General features: G+C 69.9%; 19 protein-coding genes. 5 read left to right on the plus strand and 14 right to left on the minus strand.

All coding sequences use genetic code 11. From position 1 onward, the window contains the following. Nucleotides 1–418: 418 nt before the first annotated feature. The 3 genes from ACJMK0_RS02305 to ACJMK0_RS02315 form a co-directional block, all read right to left on the minus strand. Nucleotides 419–919: an LEA type 2 family protein gene (locus ACJMK0_RS02305; RefSeq protein ID WP_405235197.1), complete on the minus strand. Its 501-nt coding sequence runs from the start codon at nucleotides 917–919 to the stop codon at nucleotides 419–421. A gap of 73 nt (nucleotides 920–992) precedes the next feature. After that, complete coding sequence (locus ACJMK0_RS02310) at nucleotides 993–1,361, minus strand: hypothetical protein (protein ID WP_405235198.1); 369 nt, start codon at nucleotides 1,359–1,361, stop codon at nucleotides 993–995. A gap of 85 nt (nucleotides 1,362–1,446) precedes the next feature. Beyond that, nucleotides 1,447–1,872, minus strand: coding sequence for a hypothetical protein (locus ACJMK0_RS02315; RefSeq protein ID WP_405235199.1), 426 nt, complete (start codon nucleotides 1,870–1,872; stop codon nucleotides 1,447–1,449). 88 nt (nucleotides 1,873–1,960) lie between these two features. Here ACJMK0_RS02315 and ACJMK0_RS02320 point away from each other — a divergent pair, with 88 nt between their 5' ends. Further along, on the plus strand, nucleotides 1,961–2,596 hold the full coding sequence (locus ACJMK0_RS02320) for a DUF924 family protein (RefSeq protein ID WP_405235200.1): 636 nt from the start codon (nucleotides 1,961–1,963) through the stop codon (nucleotides 2,594–2,596). A gap of 185 nt (nucleotides 2,597–2,781) precedes the next feature. On the opposite strand, the gene ACJMK0_RS02325 is transcribed toward ACJMK0_RS02320, so the two are convergent. Then, entirely contained in the window at nucleotides 2,782–4,158 is a 1,377-nt protein-coding gene (locus ACJMK0_RS02325) for an MATE family efflux transporter (protein WP_405235201.1), read from the minus strand. Nucleotides 4,159–4,365: 207 nt separating this feature from the next. On the opposite strand from ACJMK0_RS02325, the gene ACJMK0_RS02330 reads away from it, so the two are divergent. Together ACJMK0_RS02330 and ACJMK0_RS02335 are read left to right on the plus strand one after the other, a co-directional pair. Beyond that, complete coding sequence (locus ACJMK0_RS02330) at nucleotides 4,366–5,652, plus strand: acetyl-CoA C-acetyltransferase (RefSeq protein ID WP_405235202.1); 1,287 nt, start codon at nucleotides 4,366–4,368, stop codon at nucleotides 5,650–5,652. Nucleotides 5,653–5,833: 181 nt separating this feature from the next. Beyond that, nucleotides 5,834–7,564: an alanine/glycine:cation symporter family protein gene (locus ACJMK0_RS02335; RefSeq protein ID WP_405235203.1), complete on the plus strand. Its 1,731-nt coding sequence runs from the start codon at nucleotides 5,834–5,836 to the stop codon at nucleotides 7,562–7,564. Nucleotides 7,565–7,608: 44 nt separating this feature from the next. On the opposite strand, the gene ACJMK0_RS02340 is transcribed toward ACJMK0_RS02335, so the two are convergent. From ACJMK0_RS02340 to ACJMK0_RS02350, 3 genes are read right to left on the minus strand one after another with little or no spacing between them, the layout of a single operon-like run. Further along, nucleotides 7,609–8,739: an epoxide hydrolase family protein gene (locus tag ACJMK0_RS02340; RefSeq protein ID WP_405235204.1), complete on the minus strand. Its 1,131-nt coding sequence runs from the start codon at nucleotides 8,737–8,739 to the stop codon at nucleotides 7,609–7,611. 20 nt (nucleotides 8,740–8,759) lie between these two features. Next, nucleotides 8,760–9,317 carry a DUF427 domain-containing protein gene (locus tag ACJMK0_RS02345; protein WP_405235205.1) on the minus strand — a complete coding sequence of 186 codons (558 nt, stop codon included), beginning with the start codon at nucleotides 9,315–9,317 and terminating at the stop codon, nucleotides 8,760–8,762. Then, nucleotides 9,280–9,753 carry a hypothetical protein gene (locus tag ACJMK0_RS02350; RefSeq protein WP_405235206.1) on the minus strand — a complete coding sequence of 158 codons (474 nt, stop codon included), beginning with the start codon at nucleotides 9,751–9,753 and terminating at the stop codon, nucleotides 9,280–9,282. The genes ACJMK0_RS02345 and ACJMK0_RS02350 overlap by 38 nt, the downstream gene beginning before the upstream one ends. A 137-nt stretch (nucleotides 9,754–9,890) precedes the next feature. Between ACJMK0_RS02350 and hemH the strand changes: the two genes are divergently transcribed. Together hemH and ACJMK0_RS02360 are read left to right on the plus strand one after the other, a co-directional pair. After that, nucleotides 9,891–10,991, plus strand: coding sequence for a ferrochelatase (hemH, locus tag ACJMK0_RS02355; protein ID WP_405235207.1), 1,101 nt, complete (start codon nucleotides 9,891–9,893; stop codon nucleotides 10,989–10,991). A gap of 2 nt (nucleotides 10,992–10,993) precedes the next feature. After that, nucleotides 10,994–11,725, plus strand: coding sequence for a VOC family protein (locus tag ACJMK0_RS02360; RefSeq protein ID WP_405235208.1), 732 nt, complete (start codon nucleotides 10,994–10,996; stop codon nucleotides 11,723–11,725). Here ACJMK0_RS02360 and ACJMK0_RS02365 read toward each other — a convergent pair. The 7 genes from ACJMK0_RS02365 to ACJMK0_RS02395 all read right to left on the minus strand — a co-directional run bounded on the left by ACJMK0_RS02365 (nucleotide 11,722) and on the right by ACJMK0_RS02395 (nucleotide 16,193). Then, nucleotides 11,722–12,591 carry a fructosamine kinase family protein gene (locus ACJMK0_RS02365; RefSeq protein WP_405235209.1) on the minus strand — a complete coding sequence of 290 codons (870 nt, stop codon included), beginning with the start codon at nucleotides 12,589–12,591 and terminating at the stop codon, nucleotides 11,722–11,724. The genes ACJMK0_RS02360 and ACJMK0_RS02365 overlap by 4 nt on opposite strands. Before the next feature lie 3 nt (nucleotides 12,592–12,594). Beyond that, nucleotides 12,595–13,488: a 5'-3' exonuclease gene (locus ACJMK0_RS02370; RefSeq protein WP_405235210.1), complete on the minus strand. Its 894-nt coding sequence runs from the start codon at nucleotides 13,486–13,488 to the stop codon at nucleotides 12,595–12,597. A 16-nt stretch (nucleotides 13,489–13,504) separates the two neighbouring features. Next, entirely contained in the window at nucleotides 13,505–14,152 is a 648-nt protein-coding gene (locus ACJMK0_RS02375; protein ID WP_405235211.1) for an HNH endonuclease, read from the minus strand. 153 nt (nucleotides 14,153–14,305) lie between these two features. Next, nucleotides 14,306–14,845, minus strand: coding sequence for a DUF3106 domain-containing protein (locus tag ACJMK0_RS02380; protein WP_405235212.1), 540 nt, complete (start codon nucleotides 14,843–14,845; stop codon nucleotides 14,306–14,308). Continuing rightward, on the minus strand, nucleotides 14,829–15,104 hold the full coding sequence (locus tag ACJMK0_RS02385; RefSeq protein ID WP_405235213.1) for a hypothetical protein: 276 nt from the start codon (nucleotides 15,102–15,104) through the stop codon (nucleotides 14,829–14,831). Before ACJMK0_RS02385 ends, ACJMK0_RS02380 begins: the two co-directional genes overlap by 17 nt. Beyond that, nucleotides 15,097–15,543: a hypothetical protein gene (locus ACJMK0_RS02390; protein ID WP_405235214.1), complete on the minus strand. Its 447-nt coding sequence runs from the start codon at nucleotides 15,541–15,543 to the stop codon at nucleotides 15,097–15,099. Before ACJMK0_RS02390 ends, ACJMK0_RS02385 begins: the two co-directional genes overlap by 8 nt. Continuing rightward, nucleotides 15,540–16,193, minus strand: coding sequence for an RNA polymerase sigma factor (locus tag ACJMK0_RS02395; protein ID WP_405235215.1), 654 nt, complete (start codon nucleotides 16,191–16,193; stop codon nucleotides 15,540–15,542). The genes ACJMK0_RS02390 and ACJMK0_RS02395 overlap by 4 nt, the downstream gene beginning before the upstream one ends. Between the last annotated feature and the right edge of the window lie 198 nt (nucleotides 16,194–16,391).

Raw genomic sequence — 16,391 nt, forward strand, 5'->3', positions numbered from 1 at the left:
TAGTCGACAGTCGCAGTCGATTAATTTAAATCAGGCGGACGCTTGGCGGTCAANGCCGGCACCGTGGTAGATGCGCTCCGGTCCGGGTTTCTGGTGATGGGGGCTCGGGTCCGCGCCGGGCCGTCCCGGCGCCGCGACCGGGTCACGCCCGTAGTCGACAGTCGCAGTCGATTAATTTACATCAGGCGGACGCTTGGCGGTCAATCGGCAATGCGGACGCCGGTTCGACCGCGGGACACCACCACGGACAGGCACGGGGAATCAGTGGTTTATTAGTGAGCAGCCGTGCCCGGACAGCCAGTTATTATAGCGGGTCGCGGCCGTCCTTGCTTTCCCTGCCGGTCAGCAAGCGGCGGGGTCATCGGTTACGCGCGCAACCAATCGCACGGCCGATAGCGCGCACGGTCCGCTTTGCGACTCACTGGCGCGCCAGGTCCACCCGGCCGGTCTCCCGGAACCGCAGCGGCCTGGCGAACGGGATGTCCAGCCCGAGTTCGCCGGCCAGCTCGTAGTCGATCTCGCGGCGACCATCGCGGAAGATCAGTGCCGAGAGCATGCTGGCGCTGCCGAGGAGATCCGTGTGCACCTCGATGCTGAACTTCCCGGCGCCGCGGGCCGGCAGGGTGAAGCCTTCGGTCGCCGAGCCCGTCGCGAAGCGCTGGCCCGCCAGCTGCACGGCATAATCCACCGAGCGCACCGGCAGCGGGAAGCCGTTCGGATTCTCCGCGGCGAACACCAGCACGAAGCTCTGGCCCGACCAGTCCGCGTCCAGCAGCCTGACCTGGTCCAGGCGCACCGTCGGCGGCTCGGCGTCGAAACGGCTCGTGGCACAGCCGCCGGCCGTCAGGCAGGCGGCTACCAGGAGGATGCCTGCCGTCCGGCGCAGCTGCGGTGTCGAGCGCAGCCCCTGTCTCAACATGAGCGGGTTCTCTTCATCCCTGAATATCGTCCGGGCGCGGCCTCGCCGGCCCGCATGAGGCGGAGGCCTCCGCTCAATTCATGGATTCGTCGGCCTTCTCTTTGGCCTTCTCGAGCTCGTCGCCGGCCTCGTCCGTCATCTCGCCGGTCTTCTCTTTGGTCGTCTCCACGGCTTCCTCGCCCGCGGCCTTGGCATCCTCGTACGCCTCGCCCGCGGCTTCCTTCGCCTCCTCGCCGGCGGCCTTCGCATCCTCGACCATCTGCTCGCCCTTCGCCCGGGCGGCGTCCATGGTCTCGTCGACGGCCTGCCCCGTCTCCTCCGCGGCCTCCTCCATCGCCGCCGCGGCGTCGTCCCGGGCTTCTTCGGCGTCGTCGGCACCGCCGCAGGCGGTCAGCGCGAGCGGCGCCGCAGCCAGCAGCGTCAGCAATATTTTCCTGTTCATGTTCTCTCCCCTTTGTGACGGCGGGCAGCAGTGCCCGCCGGCGACCACTGTAGCAACATGCCGGTCGCCGGGCGACACCGCCCGCTCAGCGCAGCGCCTCGTCCACACGGGCCCAGCGGGCGGAGACCACCCGCCAGCCCTCATCGCGCACCAGCTCCAGTTCGACCCGGCGCGCGCCGCCGTCCAGCGACAGGCGCCGCAGTTCGGCGCCGGCGAAGCGCACGGTCATGCGGACGCTGGCGGCGTCGGTGCCGTGGACGTCTATCTGCTCGATATCCGGCAGCACCACCACACTGCCGCCGCGCAGCAGCTGCAGCCGCAGCAGCCTGACGATGCCGGCGCGGTCGTTGCCGCGCATGTCCCGGTAGTCCGCATGCAGCACGTCCGCGACGGCGCCCACATCACCGTCGCCGGCTGCCTTCGCCGCATCCTCGATGAGGGCGCGGATCTCGGCTTCCGGCGTGGCCGGCTCTCCGCCGCAGGCCGCGAGCGCCAGCAGGCAGCACAGCACCGCGGCGGCGGCGCCGATCCGAGACGGCCACGCCGCGGCCCGAATGCAGTATTCTCTGTTATGTAAAGGGTCCGGGGTGAGCACGATTATGGAACCGACCAGCGAAGACAAGGAGCGCATCGACAGGATACTGGACCTGTGGTTCGAGGAGCGAGAACTCACGGCGCCCCAGATCGATGCCCGGCTCGACGTGTGGTTCGGCGAGGACCCGGAGCTGGACATCCGCCTGCGCCACGAGTTCGCGGACGAAATACACGAGGCCTCGGAGATGAAGCTCATGCACTGGGCCGCCACGCCCCGCGGCCGCCTGGCGCTCGTCCTCGCCATCGACCAGTTCCGCCGCAACATCTATCGCAACACGGCCAGGGCATTCTCCCACGACAAGCTCGCCCTGAAGCTCTGCGTGGAAGGCATCGTGCAGCAGGCCGACCGGCAGCTCACCGACATCGAGCGCGTGTTTCTGTACATGCCGATGCAGCATGCCGAGAGCCTGCGCGTGCAGAAGAAATCGGTCATGGTGTTCACGGCACTGGCGGACAAGGTGTCGCCGACCCTGCGCGAGACCTTCCGCACCTTCGCCGACTTCGCCGAGCTCCACCACGACATCATCGAGCGCTTCGGCCGTTTCCCCCACCGCAACGCCATCCTCGGGCGGGAGAACACGCCGGAGGAGCAGGAGTACCTGGAAGGCGACGCCCCCACCTTCGGCCAGAGCACCGGCTGACTCCATGTAGGAGGGCCTTCAGGCCCGATGCGGTTCTTTTGGCGTTGGCCCGTCATCGACTGGGGCGGACTGGCAGCCCCTTCACGCCACTGGGAGCCCGGCCGTCATGCGGGGGTATCCATCGCCGCGACCTTTTGTCGGGAGCAAGATGGATACCCCCGCAGGGCGGCCAGGAAAGAAGGGAATCAGGCGCGGCGCCAGGTTTCGCGGCGGGAGATGATGTTGTAGCGCCAGACCAGCAGGATGGCCGCGAGCGTCAGCCCCACCACGAAACCGCCCCAGATCAGCTCCGGCTGCAGCGCGTAGCGTTTCGCCGCCAGCAGGGCCAGCGGGAAGGCGATGATCCAGTACGCCAGCGTGGTCAGGAACATCGGGATGCGGGTGTCCTGGTAGCCGCGCAGCGCGCCGGCGGCGCCCACCTGGATGCCGTCGGAGACCTGGAAGACCGCGGCCACGAACAGAAGCGTGACGGCGATGGCGGAGACTTCCGGATCGGAGGTGTAGATGTCCACGACGGATTCCCGGAACAGGAGCAGGCCGAGGGCCGAGACACCCATGCACAGGCCGCACAGCCAGATGCCCACCCAGCCGCGGAAGCGCGCGGTTGCGAGCTCGCGCCGGCCCAGTGCCTGCCCCACCCGCACGGTGGTCGCCGAGTTCAGCGCCAGCGGGATCATGAACATCGTGGAGGCGAAGTTGACCGCGATCTGGTGGGCCGCGGCGACGTTCGCCGACAGCGTCCCCATCAGCAGCGAGATGGCCGCGAACAGCCCCGCCTCGGCGACGATGGTGACGGCGATGGGCAGGCCCACCCGCAGCACCTGGCGCTGCAGCCGCCAGCGCGGCCGGGGCAGCTTGGCGAAGATGGCGAACGGCCGATAGCGCTCGCTCAGGAGCACGTGGGCCGCCATCGCCACCAGAAGAAACCACATGGCGATGGCGCTCGCCAGACCGCAGCCCTTTGCGCCCATGGCAGGGAAGCCGAAGTTGCCCCACATCAGCGCATAGTTGCCGATGACGTTCACCACCAGCGCCAGCAGCGAGACGTACATGATGGGGCGGGTCCAGCCGATGGCCTCGGAGGTGAAGCGCAGCACCAGGTACAGGCAGAGGCCCGGCGCGCCCAGCGCGATGGCCTCCACGTAATCTCCGGTGAGGCTGCGGAAACTGGGGTCGATGCCGATCAGGTCCAGCGCCGGCCGCGCGATCACCCACAGCAGCGCGACGATGCCCAGGCCGAAGAAGAGCGCCAGCGTCAGGCCCTGGCGGACGTAACGGCCGATCAGCCGATGCTTGCCTGCCCCGTAGCGTTCGGCCACCAGCGGCGAAATGGCCATGAGCGTGCCCATGGCGAACAGGAACACCACCATCCAGATGCTGCCGCCCACCGCGACCGCCGCCAGGTCGCGGGAGCCGAGCCGCCCTGCCATGACGGCGTCGGCGAACTGCATGCCGGCGATGGCGAGGTTGTTGCCGATCAGCGGTCCGGCCAGCCGGATGAGCCTGCCCGCTTCCGGCACGGCTGCCCGCAGGCGGCCCGGGGCTGCTACTGGAGTCTCCATGGCCGACTTTTCCTGGCCGATTTTTCCTGGCCGATTTTTCCTGGCCGATTTTTCCTGGCCGGGTTGCAGTGGTCGAACTTCCCTGCCGATCACTGCCCGGCGGGATTCCGTGGGCGAGGCGTGCGAGCGTAGCACAGCCGTCCTGTCGCCAGACCATCGGCTGGGGTATTGTCTGAGTCAGTCAGGACAACGGCACGGGAGGAAACCATGCTGAACGACGGACTGTCTCGCCGGGCCGCCATCATCGGCGGCGTGCGCATCCCCTTCGCCCGGGCCCACGGCGCCTACGCCCGCTGCTCGAACCAGGACATGATGACGGCCACGCTGCGCTCGCTGGTGGAGCGCTACGATCTCGGCGGTCAGCGTCTCGGCGACGTCTCCCTCGGCGCGGTCATCAAGCACTCCCGGGACTACAACCTGGCCCGCGAGTCGGTGCTCGGTTCCGGACTGGCGCCGGAGACTCCCGCCTTCGACCTGCAGCGCGCCTGCGGCACCAGCCTGTCCGGCTGCGTGCAGATCGCCAACAAGATCGCGCTCGGCCAGATCGAGGCGGGCATCGGCGCCGGCGTCGACACCGTCAGCGACGCGCCCATCGTCTATCCGGACGCCTACCGGCAGATCCTGCTGGAGAGCTTCCGCGGCCGCTCCCTGGGCGCGCGCCTGAAGCCCTGGCTGCGGCTGCGCCCGCGCCACTTCAAGCCGCAGCTGCCCGGCGTGGAAGAACCGCGCACCGGCCTGTCCATGGGCGAGAGCACCGAGCTGACCGCGAAGGAGTGGAATCTCACCCGCGAGGAACAGGACGAACTGGCACTGGCCAGCCACCAGCGGGCCCACGCCGCCTACGAGCAGGGCTTCTACGAAGACCTCGTGGTGCCGTTCCAGGGCCTCGACCGGGACAACAACATCCGCCCGGATAGCAGCCTGGAGAAACTGGGCAAGCTGAAACCGGCCTTCGACCGCTCCGGCAGCGGCACCATGACGGCGGGCAACAGCACGCCGCTGACCGACGGTTCGGCCTCGGTGCTGCTGGCCTCGGAGGAGTGGGCCCGGGAACGGGGCCTGCCGGTGCAGGCCTGGCTCACTCACTCCCGGGTGGCGGCCGTGGACTTCGTCGACAAGGAAGGACTGCTGATGGCCCCCGCCTACGCCGTCTCGGAGATGCTGGCGGCCGCCGGTCTCGGCCTGCAGGACTTCGACTTCTACGAGATCCACGAGGCCTTCGCGGCGCAGACGCTGTCGACGCTGAAGGCCTGGGAGTCCGCGGAGTTCTGCCGCGAACGGCTGGGCCGCGACGAACCCCTGGGCTCCATCGACCGCAGCAAGCTGAACGTGGTGGGCGGCAGCATCGCCATCGGCCATCCGTTCGCGGCCACCGGCGCCCGTATCGTCGGGACGCTGGCGAAGCTGCTCGCGCGCAAGGGCTCCGGCCGCGGGCTGATCTCGGTGTGCACCGCCGGCGGCATGGGCGTGACCGCCATCCTCGAAGCCGCCTGAGCCCGGGCGGTCGGGCCACGCGGAGGCCGTCTGCTATAGTCGGCCGCTTGTTGCGCGCTGATCTGGCATCTCTGCGCACCCGCGCGGAGCGTCGCGCAGCAGGGGGCGTGGCGCCCCGGGGGAGCGGCCGGCCGTATCCGGCCCGCCCGCGGCTGAGTCGGAGGACTGGGAGAGAGGACACATGGGCGGCTTCACCGACCTGTTGAGTACGCTGAACGGGATCCTGTGGCACGACACGACGCTGTTCGCGCTGTTGGGTACCGGCATCCTGTTCACGATCTGGAGCGGCTTCTCCCAGTATCGTGCGCTGACCCACGGCACCGCCGTGGTGCGCGGCGCCTGGGACGACCCGGACGACCCCGGCGCCATCAACCACTTCCAGGCCCTGTCGGCCGCGCTGTCGGCCACCGTGGGCCTGGGCAACATCGGCGGGGTCGCGCTGGCCATCAGCCTGGGCGGGCCGGGTGCGGTGTTCTGGATGTGGGTGGTCGGCTTCTTCGGCATGGCCATCAAGCTCACCGAAGTCACGCTGTCCATGCTCTACCGCAACACGGACGACGAGGACAATCCCCACGGCGGGCCGATGTGGGTGGCGAGCAAGGGCATCGCGCTCATGAACCCGAAGCTCGCCTGGCTCGGCGGCACCATCGGCACGATCTTCTGCGTGACGCTGCTGATCTCCACCGCCACCGGCGGCAACATGTTCCAGGCCTTCAACGTGGGCCTGATCACCTACGAGTACTTCGGCGTGCCCAGCTGGATCACCGGCGTGATACTCGCCGTGATCGTCGCGCTGGTGATCATCGGCGGCATCAAGCGCATCGGCCGGGTGGCCGGCCTGCTGGTGCCGTTCATGGTGGTGCTCTATCTCCTCTGCGGCGTCTACGTCCTCGTGGTCAACGCCGGCGAGATTCCGGCCATGTTCAGCCTCATCGTGAAATCGGCCTTCGCACCCACCGAGGCCAGCGGCGCGTTCATCGGCGGCACGGCGGGTGCGGCGTTCCTGTTCGGCATGAAGCGTGCGCTGTTCTCGAACGAAGCCGGGCAGGGCTCCTCGCCCATCGCCCACTCGGCCGCCAAGACCGACGAGCCGGTGCGCGAGGGCATCGTCGCGGGACTGGAGCCGTTCATCGACACCATCGTCGTGTGCACGTTCACGGCGCTGATCATTCTCTCCACCGGCGTGTGGAACCGGGCCCCGGACGTCACCTGGGACACGCCGCTGGAGGTCACCCGGGCGGGCAACGTGTGGGAGTTCGAGAGCCGGCAGCCACCCATCGACGACTTCATGCCCGGCGATGCCGTTACCATGGTGGTGATCGCCGACGAGAATCCGAAGACCGGCTTCGACCGGCACGAGATCACCGGCATCATCGTGGAGCGGGACGGCGTCCTGGTGATCGACTGGAACCCCTACGAGGGCCCGACGAAACCCGAGATACTCGACAACGGCTTCCACCAGGTGTTCATGGCCGCGGTGCTGACGGGCAAGGCCTTCGACCAGGTGCAGCCCGGGCTCGGCAAGTGGCTGGTCAGCCTGGCCGCCTGGCTGTTCGCCATCTCCACGATGATCTCCTGGAGCTACTACGGCGAGCAGGCCATGGTCTATCTCGCCGGCGAGAAGAGCGTGCTGGCCTACAAGGTGGTGTTCTGCGCGCTGATCATCGTCGCCACGCTCGGCATCATCAAGACCGACGCCCAGCTCGACAACCTGACCGGCGTGGGCACCGGCGTCATGCTGGTAGCGAACCTGCCCATCATGTGGATATTCGGCCGCCAGGCCATGCGCGCCTATCACGACTATGTGGACCGCATGCAGGCGGGACTCATGGGGCCGGACCACCCGACGCCCACCATCGAGGACCTGATCAGCGGCCGCGACGTGGCGCGGAAGAACCGGGACCAGGGCTAGCGCCGGTCGCGCGACAATCGCCGGCGCAGGTCGCGCTAGGATGACTAGCGCAGGTCGCGGAAGAAGGCGCGGATGTCGGCCACCAGGTCGTCCGGGCGCTCCAGCGCGGCGAAGTGGCCGCCGGCCGGATACTCGGTCCAGCGCGTGATGTTGTAATGCTGCTCCGCCCAGCTGCGCGGCGGCGAGAATATCTCCTTGGGGAAGACCGCGACGCCGGTGGGCGCCGCCACGTACTCCGTCGGCGGGCCGAACAGACCGGCGCGCATGGACTCGTAGTACAGCCGGATGGACGAGGTGATGGATCCCGTCACCCAGTAGGCGGTGATGCCGGTGAGCAGCACGTCGCGGGGGAAGACGCTCTCCACGTCGCCGCCGCAGTCGGACCATTCCCGGTATTTCTCCACGATCCAGGCGGCGAGCCCCGCCGGCGAGTCGTTCAGGGCCACGCCGAGGGTCTGCGGCCGGGTGCCCTGGATCTGCGCATAGCCCATGCCAGTGCGCTGGTGGGCGCGGCCCCGTTTCAGCGCGGCGAGGTCCTCCTCGGTGGGCTCCCGGTCCCGGGGCGGGGCGGCGGGCACCATGTTCAGGTGCACTCCGCAGACCCCGTCCGGATCCGCGAGCGCCATCCAGGGCGAGATCAGCGAGCCCCAGTCGCCGCCCTGCACGCCGTAGCGCTCGTAGCCGAGCTTGTGCATGAGCGCGGCTTCGGCCTCCGCGATGCGGCGGACGTGCCAGCCCGGCTCCGCGGGCGCCTCCGACCAGCCGTAGCCCGGCATGGAAGGGCAGATCACGTGGAAGGCGTCGGCCGCGTCCCCGCCGTGTTCCTCCGGCCGGGTGAGCGGCCCGATGATGCGGTGGAACAGCCAGACCGTGTCCGGCCAGCCGTGGGTGAGCACCAGCGGCAGTGCGTCTGCATGGGGAGAGCGCTGGTGGATGCAGTGCATCGCGAGGCCGTTGACGTCGACCAGCTGCTGCTCGAAGCCGTTCAGCACCGCCTCGCCCGCCCGCCAGTCGTAGTCGTCGCGCCAGTACTCGCACAGGCCGCGCAGGTAGTCCGTGTCGGTGCCGTAGTCCCACCCGCTGCCCGGGATCATGGCCGGCCAGCGGGTGCGGCCGAGCCGTTCGCCGAGGTCGTCCAGGACCTCGTCCGCCACACGGATACGGAATGCCTCCATCCTCGCCTCCCGGGTGCTTCCTACCAGTGTCCGGTGCCGGGCTCGCCCTTGAACGGCCCGACGATGTCCGGAGTGATCCAGCCGCCGTAGAAGCCTCCGGTCTGCGCCGTCACGCGATCGTCGCCCACGTAGCAGGCGTCCATCGCCCCCGGCATGAAGGCGTACCAGCCGGCGACGGCCTCGAAGCCGGGCCAGGCATCCGCGTACGCCCACACCGCCGCCTCGGCCACCCGCTCGCCGACGGCCAGCGACCAGTAACGGGCCTGGCCCTTCCATTCGCAGAGCGTGCGCTTGCCGACGGGCACGAGCAGATCCTCGCGCACGTCCGCCGGCGGCAGATAATAGGTGGGCGGGCTGGCCGTCTCGCAGACCTTCATGGCACCCGTGCTGTCGGCGACGACGACGCCGGCGAACTCCACCCGCACCCGGCGCGGGCAGGGCCGCAGCGCCGGCGGGCGCGGGTAATCCCAGACGGACTCCTGGCCCGGGCCGGGCTCCGGCGCCCCGGCCGGGCGCCCGCGGCCGGTGTGGCTCCACTGCTCACGGGCGCGGCGGATCGCCTCCGGTATTTTTTTCATCGGCTCCTCCGTCGCTGTCTTCGCGCAGGCGGGCGACGACCCGGTCGATGGTGCTCCGCGCCGGTCCCGGCATCCTGCCTTCCTCGTATTCGCGCTTCAGGTAGTCCTCGATGCGGGCCACGACCACGTCCATGCCGGCCTCCCCGTCCCCACCGGCGTCGGCCTCCTTCGCGTGGCGTTCCCCGACACCGAACAGGTTGATCCAGCGGTCGGCCCGGGCACCGGCGGCCACCACCCGGTAGAAGGCATCGCGGTCCCGGCGCGGCTCGAAGAAGCTGACCAGGGCCGCCGCGAAGGAGACCGGTATCAACAGGAAATCGAGCAGGCCGTCCAGCGCCAGCTTGGCCTGGAAGACCAGCACGTCGCGGGTCAGCTCCAGCCTGTCCGGCGGCTCCGCCGCAGCGCCCGTGGTGTCGTCTTGCGTCGGCTCCTGCATCGGCCTGGCCTCCCCCGGCGAAACGGCAGTCACCGCGCCGACTATAGCCTCCCGCACCCGGGCTTGGTACTTTAGCCGGCCTTGCCGCCCGTTCGCCGGGCGTCCACACGCAGTTCGAGAGCAGTCAGCCAGCAGTCATGCCGAAGTTCCAGGGCGAGACCGGATTCCGCCACGCCGCACCCGACGCGCTCGGGGTGCTGCTCGTCAACCTGGGCACGCCCGGCGAGCCGAGCACCTCCGCCGTGCGCCGTTACCTCGCCGAGTTCCTGGGCGACGCCCGCGTGGTCGAGGCGCCGCGGCTGTTCTGGTGGCTGGTGCTGAATCTCGTGATCCTGAGGATCCGGCCGGCCCGCTCCGCGGAGGCCTACGAGAAGATCTGGACCGAGGCAGGCTCGCCGCTGCTGCTGAACAGCGAGCTCATCGCGAAGGGGCTGGCCGAGAAGCTCTCCCGGCGCATCGACGGCGAACTTGCCGTGGAACTGGCGATGTCCTACGGCGCCCCGGGCATACCGGAGGCGCTGGAGCGCCTGCGCGAGAAGAACGTGCGCCGCCTGGTGGTGCTGCCGCTGTATCCCCAGTACTCCGGCACCACCACCGCCACCGTGTTCGACCGCGTCACCCGGGTGCTGCAGAACCGCCGCTGGATACCCGAGTTCCGATTCATCAACCAGTATCACGACGAGCCGGCCTACATACAGGCGCTGGCGCGCTCCATCCGCGAGCACCGGGAGGAGCACGGCGCCGGCAAGCGGCTGTTGTTCTCCTTCCACGGCATCCCCCAGCGCTATTTCCTGAGCGGCGACCCCTATCACTGCCAGTCCCAGAAGACCGCGCGGCTGGTGGCCGAGGAGCTCGGTCTCGGGCCGGACGAGTGGCTGCTGAGCTTCCAGTCCCGGGTGGGCCGCGAGGAGTGGCTCAGGCCGTACACCGACGAGACCCTGCAGGCCTGGGGCGAGGAACGGCTGGAGAGCGTGGACGTGGTATGTCCCGGCTTCTCGGCGGACTGCCTCGAGACCCTGGAGGAGATCGCCATGCAGAACCGGGAGCTGTTCGAGGAGGCCGGCGGCGGCAGGCTCTCCTACATCCCCTGCCTGAACGCCCGCGACGACCACATCGAATGCCTGACCGAGCTCGTCTACCGCCACGCTTCCGGCTGGCCGGAGACCGAGAGCGAACTCGCCGCCCGCGACCCGCTCAAGAGCGCCGAGCTGGCCCGGGCGATGGGGGCCGGGGACTGAGGGTGGCCGGGCGCTTCCTGGAGCTCGGCCTCGCTGCGCCGGACATCCTGGAGTCCCTGCATTTCTATCGCACACTGGGTTTCACGGAACTCGCCGTCGGCGAGGTCTGGCCGCACAAGTACGCCGTGGTGACCGACGGCACGCTGTTCATCGGGCTGCACGAAGACCCGGTGGCGAGCCCGGTCGTCACCCTCGTCCAGCCCTCGCTGCGCCGGCACGTGCTCACGCTTCAGGATGCCGGCACCGAATTCGACGAGACCCGCCTCGGCGAGGACGAGTTCAACCGCGCCGTGCTGCGCGATCCGGACGGCACGGCCGTCATGCTGGTGGAGGCGCGCACCTATTCCCCGGCACCGGAGACGCCCGCTCCTTCGCTGCTGGGCGAGTGCCTGGAACTCGCGCTGCCGGTGCGCGACGCCCTCGCCGCGGCCCACTTCTGGGCGCCGCTCGCGCCCCGGCTGGCGGCACACCGGGAGGAGCCGGAGCCCCGCTTCCGGCTCGCCGTGGACGGGCTGGTGCTGGGGCTGGGCACCCGGCCCGCGCTCACCCGGCCGCTGCTCGTCTACCGGGTAACCGAGGCCGCAGCGCTGCAGGCGACCCTGGACCGCCTGGGCGTCCACCCCGGCGCCGGCCCGGACCTGCCGGGCGAGAGCCGGGGCACGATCCGGGCGCCGGAAGGCACCGACATCGCGCTGCTGAAGGCCGACTACTGGGCCGACAACGGGTCGGGCTAGGCGGCGAGCAGGCGGCGCAGCAGCGCGCGGGCCTGGGAGAGATAACCACCGCCGAACAGATTCAGGTGGTTCAGCACGTGGTAGAGCTGATAGAGGTCGCGGCGCACCGCGTAGCCGGCGTCCAGCGGCCAGGCCTCGCCGTAGGCCGCGTGGAATTCGGCACCGAAACCGCCGAACAGCTCGGTCATGGCGATGTCCGTCTCCCGGTCGCCGTAGTAGACCGCGGGGTCGTAGATCACCGGCCCGCCGTCCGCCGCGGCGAAGTTGCCACCCCAGAGGTCGCCGTGCAGCAATGACGGCACCGGCGTGTAGTCGGTGAAGAAGTCCGCCAGCCGGGCCAGCAGCGCCTCGCCGTCGGCGCCCAGCTCGCGGCCGTAGCCGTTGCGCCCGGCCAGCCCCAGCTGGAAGCCGATGCGCTTCTCCGCGAGGAACCGCACCCAGTCGGCGTCCCGGCCGTTCGGCTGGGGCGTGGAGCCGATGGTGTTGTCCCGGTGCCAGCCGTGCTTCTCGGCGGTGTGGCGATGCAGCGCCGCCAGCGCCGTCCCCAGCCGCCGCCGGCAGCCGGCATCGGCCGGGCCGAGTTCGAGATACTCCAGCAGCAGCCAGGCGCGCCCTCCGTCGACGCCCAGCCCGTGGACCCGGGGCACGCGCACGGCGCCCGCCGCGTCCAGCTCGGCCAGACCCTCCGCCTCGGCGGCGAACATCTCGTAGCCGTCGGCGCGGTTGGTCTTCAGGAACAGGGGACCGGCGTCGCTGTCCACCCGGGCCGCCGCGTTGATGCTGCCGCCGCCCACCGGCCGCAGGCTGGCGGCGTCGATGCGGATGCCGCAGGCGGCGGCGACGGCGTCGGCGAGCGCCTCCGTCACGGCTCAGACGGCGGCGTTCATCGCGGCGATGCGCTCGCACTGGCGCCTGAGCGCCGTGCCGAAGCCGGCCTCGTCGCAGACGCCGTGCAGCGCGTCCATGTCGGGTGCGCGGCGGCGCGCCTCGGCCGAGCGGAACTCCAGCGGCGCATCGCAGGCGATCGCCGTGAGCTGCCGCGCGAGCATCGCCGCCGCGCGGTGCTCCTCCAGCCGGGCGCCCAGCTTCGCCGCGCCGCGCACCGGCACGTCGCACACCCGGTCCAGGTTGGCATAGATCACGTCCAGGCTGCCGAAGTGGCCGAGCAGCGCCGCCGCCGTCTTCTTGCCCACGCCGGGCACGCCGGGGATGTTGTCCACGGCGTCGCCCGCCAGCGCCAGGAAATCGGCGATCTGCTCCGGCCACACGCCGAAGGCCTCCGGTATCTGCTCGTAGCCGAGCCGGCGGCGGCCCGCGTAATCCCACAGTGTGTCCTTCGCCGACAGGAGCTGGGCCAGGTCCTTGTCCCGGCTGACGATGGTCGCCGGCAGGCCGCGGGCGCGCCCGTCGATGACCAGCGCGCCGATCAGGTCGTCCGCCTCGTACAGCGGGCTGGCGCACTCGGCGAGCCCGAGCGCCCGGGTGAAGGCCCGGCACTGGCGGAACTGACGCTCGAGCTCCGGCGGCGCGGGATCCCGGTTGGCCTTGTAGGCAGGGTAGATCTCGTTCCTGAAGGAGCTGGCGAGGCTCTCGTCGAAGGCCACCGCGATGTACTCGGGCCGCACCTCCTCCACGAAGTCCGCCAGGAAGCGGGCGAAGCCGAACAGCGCGTTCACGGGATTGCCGTCGCCGTCGACCATGTCGTCGGGCAGCGAGAACCAGGCGCGGAAAACGTAGACGCTGGCGTCGATCAGATAGAGCACGTGCCCGCCGGCGCCCTCAGGCAGGCATCGCCATGCCGGCGGCGCTGGCCTGGAGGTGGTCGCGCAGACGCGCGTGCAGGGGGCTGGAACGCGGGATGTGCGCCAGCAGGTATTCCATCTGGTCGGCCAGCACGCGCCGGCCCTTCAGGTAGATGTACTCCGCGTAGCTCGGCGTGAAGGGGATGGCGATGAGCTGCATGCCCGCCTGCTCCGGCGTGCGCCCGCCCTTGTGGTTGTTGCAACGCCGGCACGCGGTGGCCACGTTGGTCCAGAGATCCCGACCGCCCTGGGAGATGGGCGTGACGTGGTCGCGGGTCAGCTCGCGGGTCTGGAACACCAGGCCGCAGTACAGACACAGGTTGGCGTCGCGCCGGAACAGCGTGCGGTTGTTGAGCGGCGGCACGTAATGCTCGCGGTTGGCGGCCAGGCTCTGGTGGGTGCCGTGGGTGGCGATGATCGAATTCACGTCCACCGCGCTGCGTTGCCCGGTCAGCGCGTTGTAGCCGCCGTGGAGCGTGTAGAGGAGCGTGCCGCAGGCATAGGCGACCTGCCCCGTGTGGTAGAGGCGGACCGCCTCGCGGTAGTCGATCCATTCCAGCGGCATGCCTGCCACGTCCGTGCGCAGGACCTGCTGGAAGATGCTCTCTGTGCTGATAGCCTGCATGTGTCACGTCCCCCCGGGGGCGCCGGCTTAGTTTGCCCCAAGACCGGGGAAATGCAACCTGAGGGGTGTGACAGCAGGATGACAGTGTGGTCGTCTTCTGGTGAGCGGCCCTCCTCAGCGTCCCTCGTCATCGTCCCTCGTCAACGTCCCTCGTCATCTTCCTCTGGGCGGACGCCGGTCGCGCATGCGCTCGCGGAGGTTCTGGCGCTGCTCGGGGCTGAGCGACCGCCACCGCTCCCGCAGCTCCTGGCGGCGTTCTTCCGGCAGGTCCCGGAAGTGCTCGAAGTTGCGGCGGATACGCTCACGCTCTTCCGGAGGCAGTTCGCGGAAGGTCTCGTAACGCTCGCGGATGCGCGCCCGCTGTTCTTCGCTGAGGTCGCGCCAGCGCGTGAATCGCTCCCGCGCCGCCTCCCGTTCGTCGGGGCTCATGTCCAGCCAGCGCTCGGTGCCGTTCGCCAGCCTGTGCCGCCGCTCCGCGGGCATCTCGTCCCAGCGGTCCTCGAAGCGGGCCAGCACCCGCTGCTGCTCGCCGGTGAGCGCATCCCAGGCCGGTCCCTCCGGCTGCTCCTGTGCCAGCGCCGTCGCCGCACCGGCAAGCAGCAGTGCCGCCAGCAGCAGGACGCGCAGCATGGCTGCCGTGCCCGCCGGGCCTGCCGGTTGCGCCTTCGTCGCCCAATCAACCCGTGTCTTCATCGGTCCCATTCTCCTCACCCTGCTCGCGCTCCGCCGACGGCTGCCGGCCTTCCGATGCCTCCGGCGCCGTGCCGGCGAGCGCGATCCAGTCACTGTCATCCTCTTCCCAGCTGCCGAGGTATTCGATGAACGCCATGTCGTCCGGCTGCTCCGCGTCGGGCGCCGACTCACCGGCGTGGGCCGGCGTCATTGCCGTGGCCAGCAACATGACCAGCGGCGCCAGGACGGCCGGCCCCGGTTTGCGTGCCGCGTCAGCCAATGTTGCCGCTCCCCACGGGCTCGCTCCGGAAGGCTTCCTCCGAGTCCACCCAGTCATAGAATTCGAGCTCGGCCAGCATGTCGAGGTTCTCGTCCTGCAGCACGATCTCGAGGTCCTCCGCTTCTTCGGCCGCCACCGCCACGACCGCCTCGCCCTCGGCCGCCGGTTCCTCCGGCATCTGTCCCAGCCACAGCGAGACGGCCAGCACCGCCACCGCCGCCGCGGCAGCAACGGGCCTCCAGCCCGACGCCACGCGGTCGCCGCCGTCGCCGGCCAGCGCGGCCTGGCGGGCGCGGTTCAGCCGCGAGAGCGTCGCCGCATCCAGCGCCTCCACGCTGTCGTCGAACGCGCGTCGGGCCCGCTCCTCGAACGCGCCGCCGCCTTCGTATCGCTCGTCATGGCTATAGTCATGACCGTCTTCGTGTCGCCTGTCTTTCATTGCCAGCTCTCGCCCAGGCGTGCCCGCAGTGCATGCACGGCACGCGAATAATGTGTCTTCACGCTGCCCTCGGAGCAGCCCATGGCCGCGGCGGTGGCCGCCACATCGAGACCCTCGAAGTTGCGCAGCATGAACGCCTCCTGCTGCCGCGCCGGCAGCGCCCGGATGGCCGTCTCCAGCACCGCCATCGTCTCGCGCATCTCCAGCTGTTCGTCCGGCGCGCCGGAGGCCGGATCCGGCGCCTCGGCCACCGGATCGGGGCGGCCGTCTTCGTCGTCGCCGCCAAACCAGGAGATGACCCGGTTGCGCACGGCCCGGCGGCGCTGGCTGTCGCGCACCCGGTTCGTCAGGATGCGGAAGAACAGCGGCGCCCATTCCGACTCGGGCCGCCGGGCATACTTGCGCACCAGCCGGATCATGGCGTCCTGGACGAGGTCCATGGCCTCGTCCCTGTCGCCGGTGCCGATCTCGGCGATGCGCAGGGCCCGCCGCTCCACGCCGGCGAGGAAGGCATTCAGTTGTTGCTCCTGCTCCAGTGCCCTCGCTCCTCGCTCCGCCCGACGACCTGTGCAACGAACCGCCTGGCCGTTCCACTGGCGCTCCAGCGCCACGACGCCGGCGCCCGTCCTGCCGGCCGCGCCCCGGCTCATGAGAGCGCCCCGTTGACGGTCACCGTCCGCTGTACAGCCTCCATGCTTGACTCCCGTAAGCATTACACTATGTTCGCGTACAGTCTCCTAACGCGCCGGCAGGGCCCCGGTTGACAGGCTGGACGCTGTTCTTTTGCACAGGGGATATTGCAGTTTCATGGCAACCCGATGGCGTCGGCCTGACCACGGTCGAATCCG

The organism is Lentisalinibacter orientalis (assembly GCF_040706535.1).
GTDB classification, from domain to species: Bacteria; Pseudomonadota; Gammaproteobacteria; order Steroidobacterales; family Woeseiaceae; genus Lentisalinibacter; species Lentisalinibacter orientalis.

Coding starts and splice junctions, on each gene's coding strand:
- ACJMK0_RS02335 (WP_405235203.1), top strand. CDS start 5,834: ATGGGCGGCTTCACCGACCTGTTGAGTACGCTGAACGGGATCCTGTGG.
- hemH (WP_405235207.1), top strand. CDS start 9,891: ATGCCGAAGTTCCAGGGCGAGACCGGATTCCGCCACGCCGCACCCGAC.
- ACJMK0_RS02310 (WP_405235198.1), bottom strand. CDS start 1,361: ATGAACAGGAAAATATTGCTGACGCTGCTGGCTGCGGCGCCGCTCGCG.
- ACJMK0_RS02390 (WP_405235214.1), bottom strand. CDS start 15,543: ATGAAAGACAGGCGACACGAAGACGGTCATGACTATAGCCATGACGAG.
- ACJMK0_RS02375 (WP_405235211.1), bottom strand. CDS start 14,152: ATGCAGGCTATCAGCACAGAGAGCATCTTCCAGCAGGTCCTGCGCACG.
- ACJMK0_RS02345 (WP_405235205.1), bottom strand. CDS start 9,317: ATGAAAAAAATACCGGAGGCGATCCGCCGCGCCCGTGAGCAGTGGAGC.
- ACJMK0_RS02380 (WP_405235212.1), bottom strand. CDS start 14,845: ATGAAGACACGGGTTGATTGGGCGACGAAGGCGCAACCGGCAGGCCCG.
- ACJMK0_RS02395 (WP_405235215.1), bottom strand. CDS start 16,193: ATGAGCCGGGGCGCGGCCGGCAGGACGGGCGCCGGCGTCGTGGCGCTG.
- ACJMK0_RS02330 (WP_405235202.1), top strand. CDS start 4,366: ATGCTGAACGACGGACTGTCTCGCCGGGCCGCCATCATCGGCGGCGTG.
- ACJMK0_RS02325 (WP_405235201.1), bottom strand. CDS start 4,158: ATGGAGACTCCAGTAGCAGCCCCGGGCCGCCTGCGGGCAGCCGTGCCG.
- ACJMK0_RS02340 (WP_405235204.1), bottom strand. CDS start 8,739: ATGGAGGCATTCCGTATCCGTGTGGCGGACGAGGTCCTGGACGACCTC.
- ACJMK0_RS02305 (WP_405235197.1), bottom strand. CDS start 919: ATGTTGAGACAGGGGCTGCGCTCGACACCGCAGCTGCGCCGGACGGCA.
- ACJMK0_RS02320 (WP_405235200.1), top strand. CDS start 1,961: ATGGAACCGACCAGCGAAGACAAGGAGCGCATCGACAGGATACTGGAC.
- ACJMK0_RS02350 (WP_405235206.1), bottom strand. CDS start 9,753: ATGCAGGAGCCGACGCAAGACGACACCACGGGCGCTGCGGCGGAGCCG.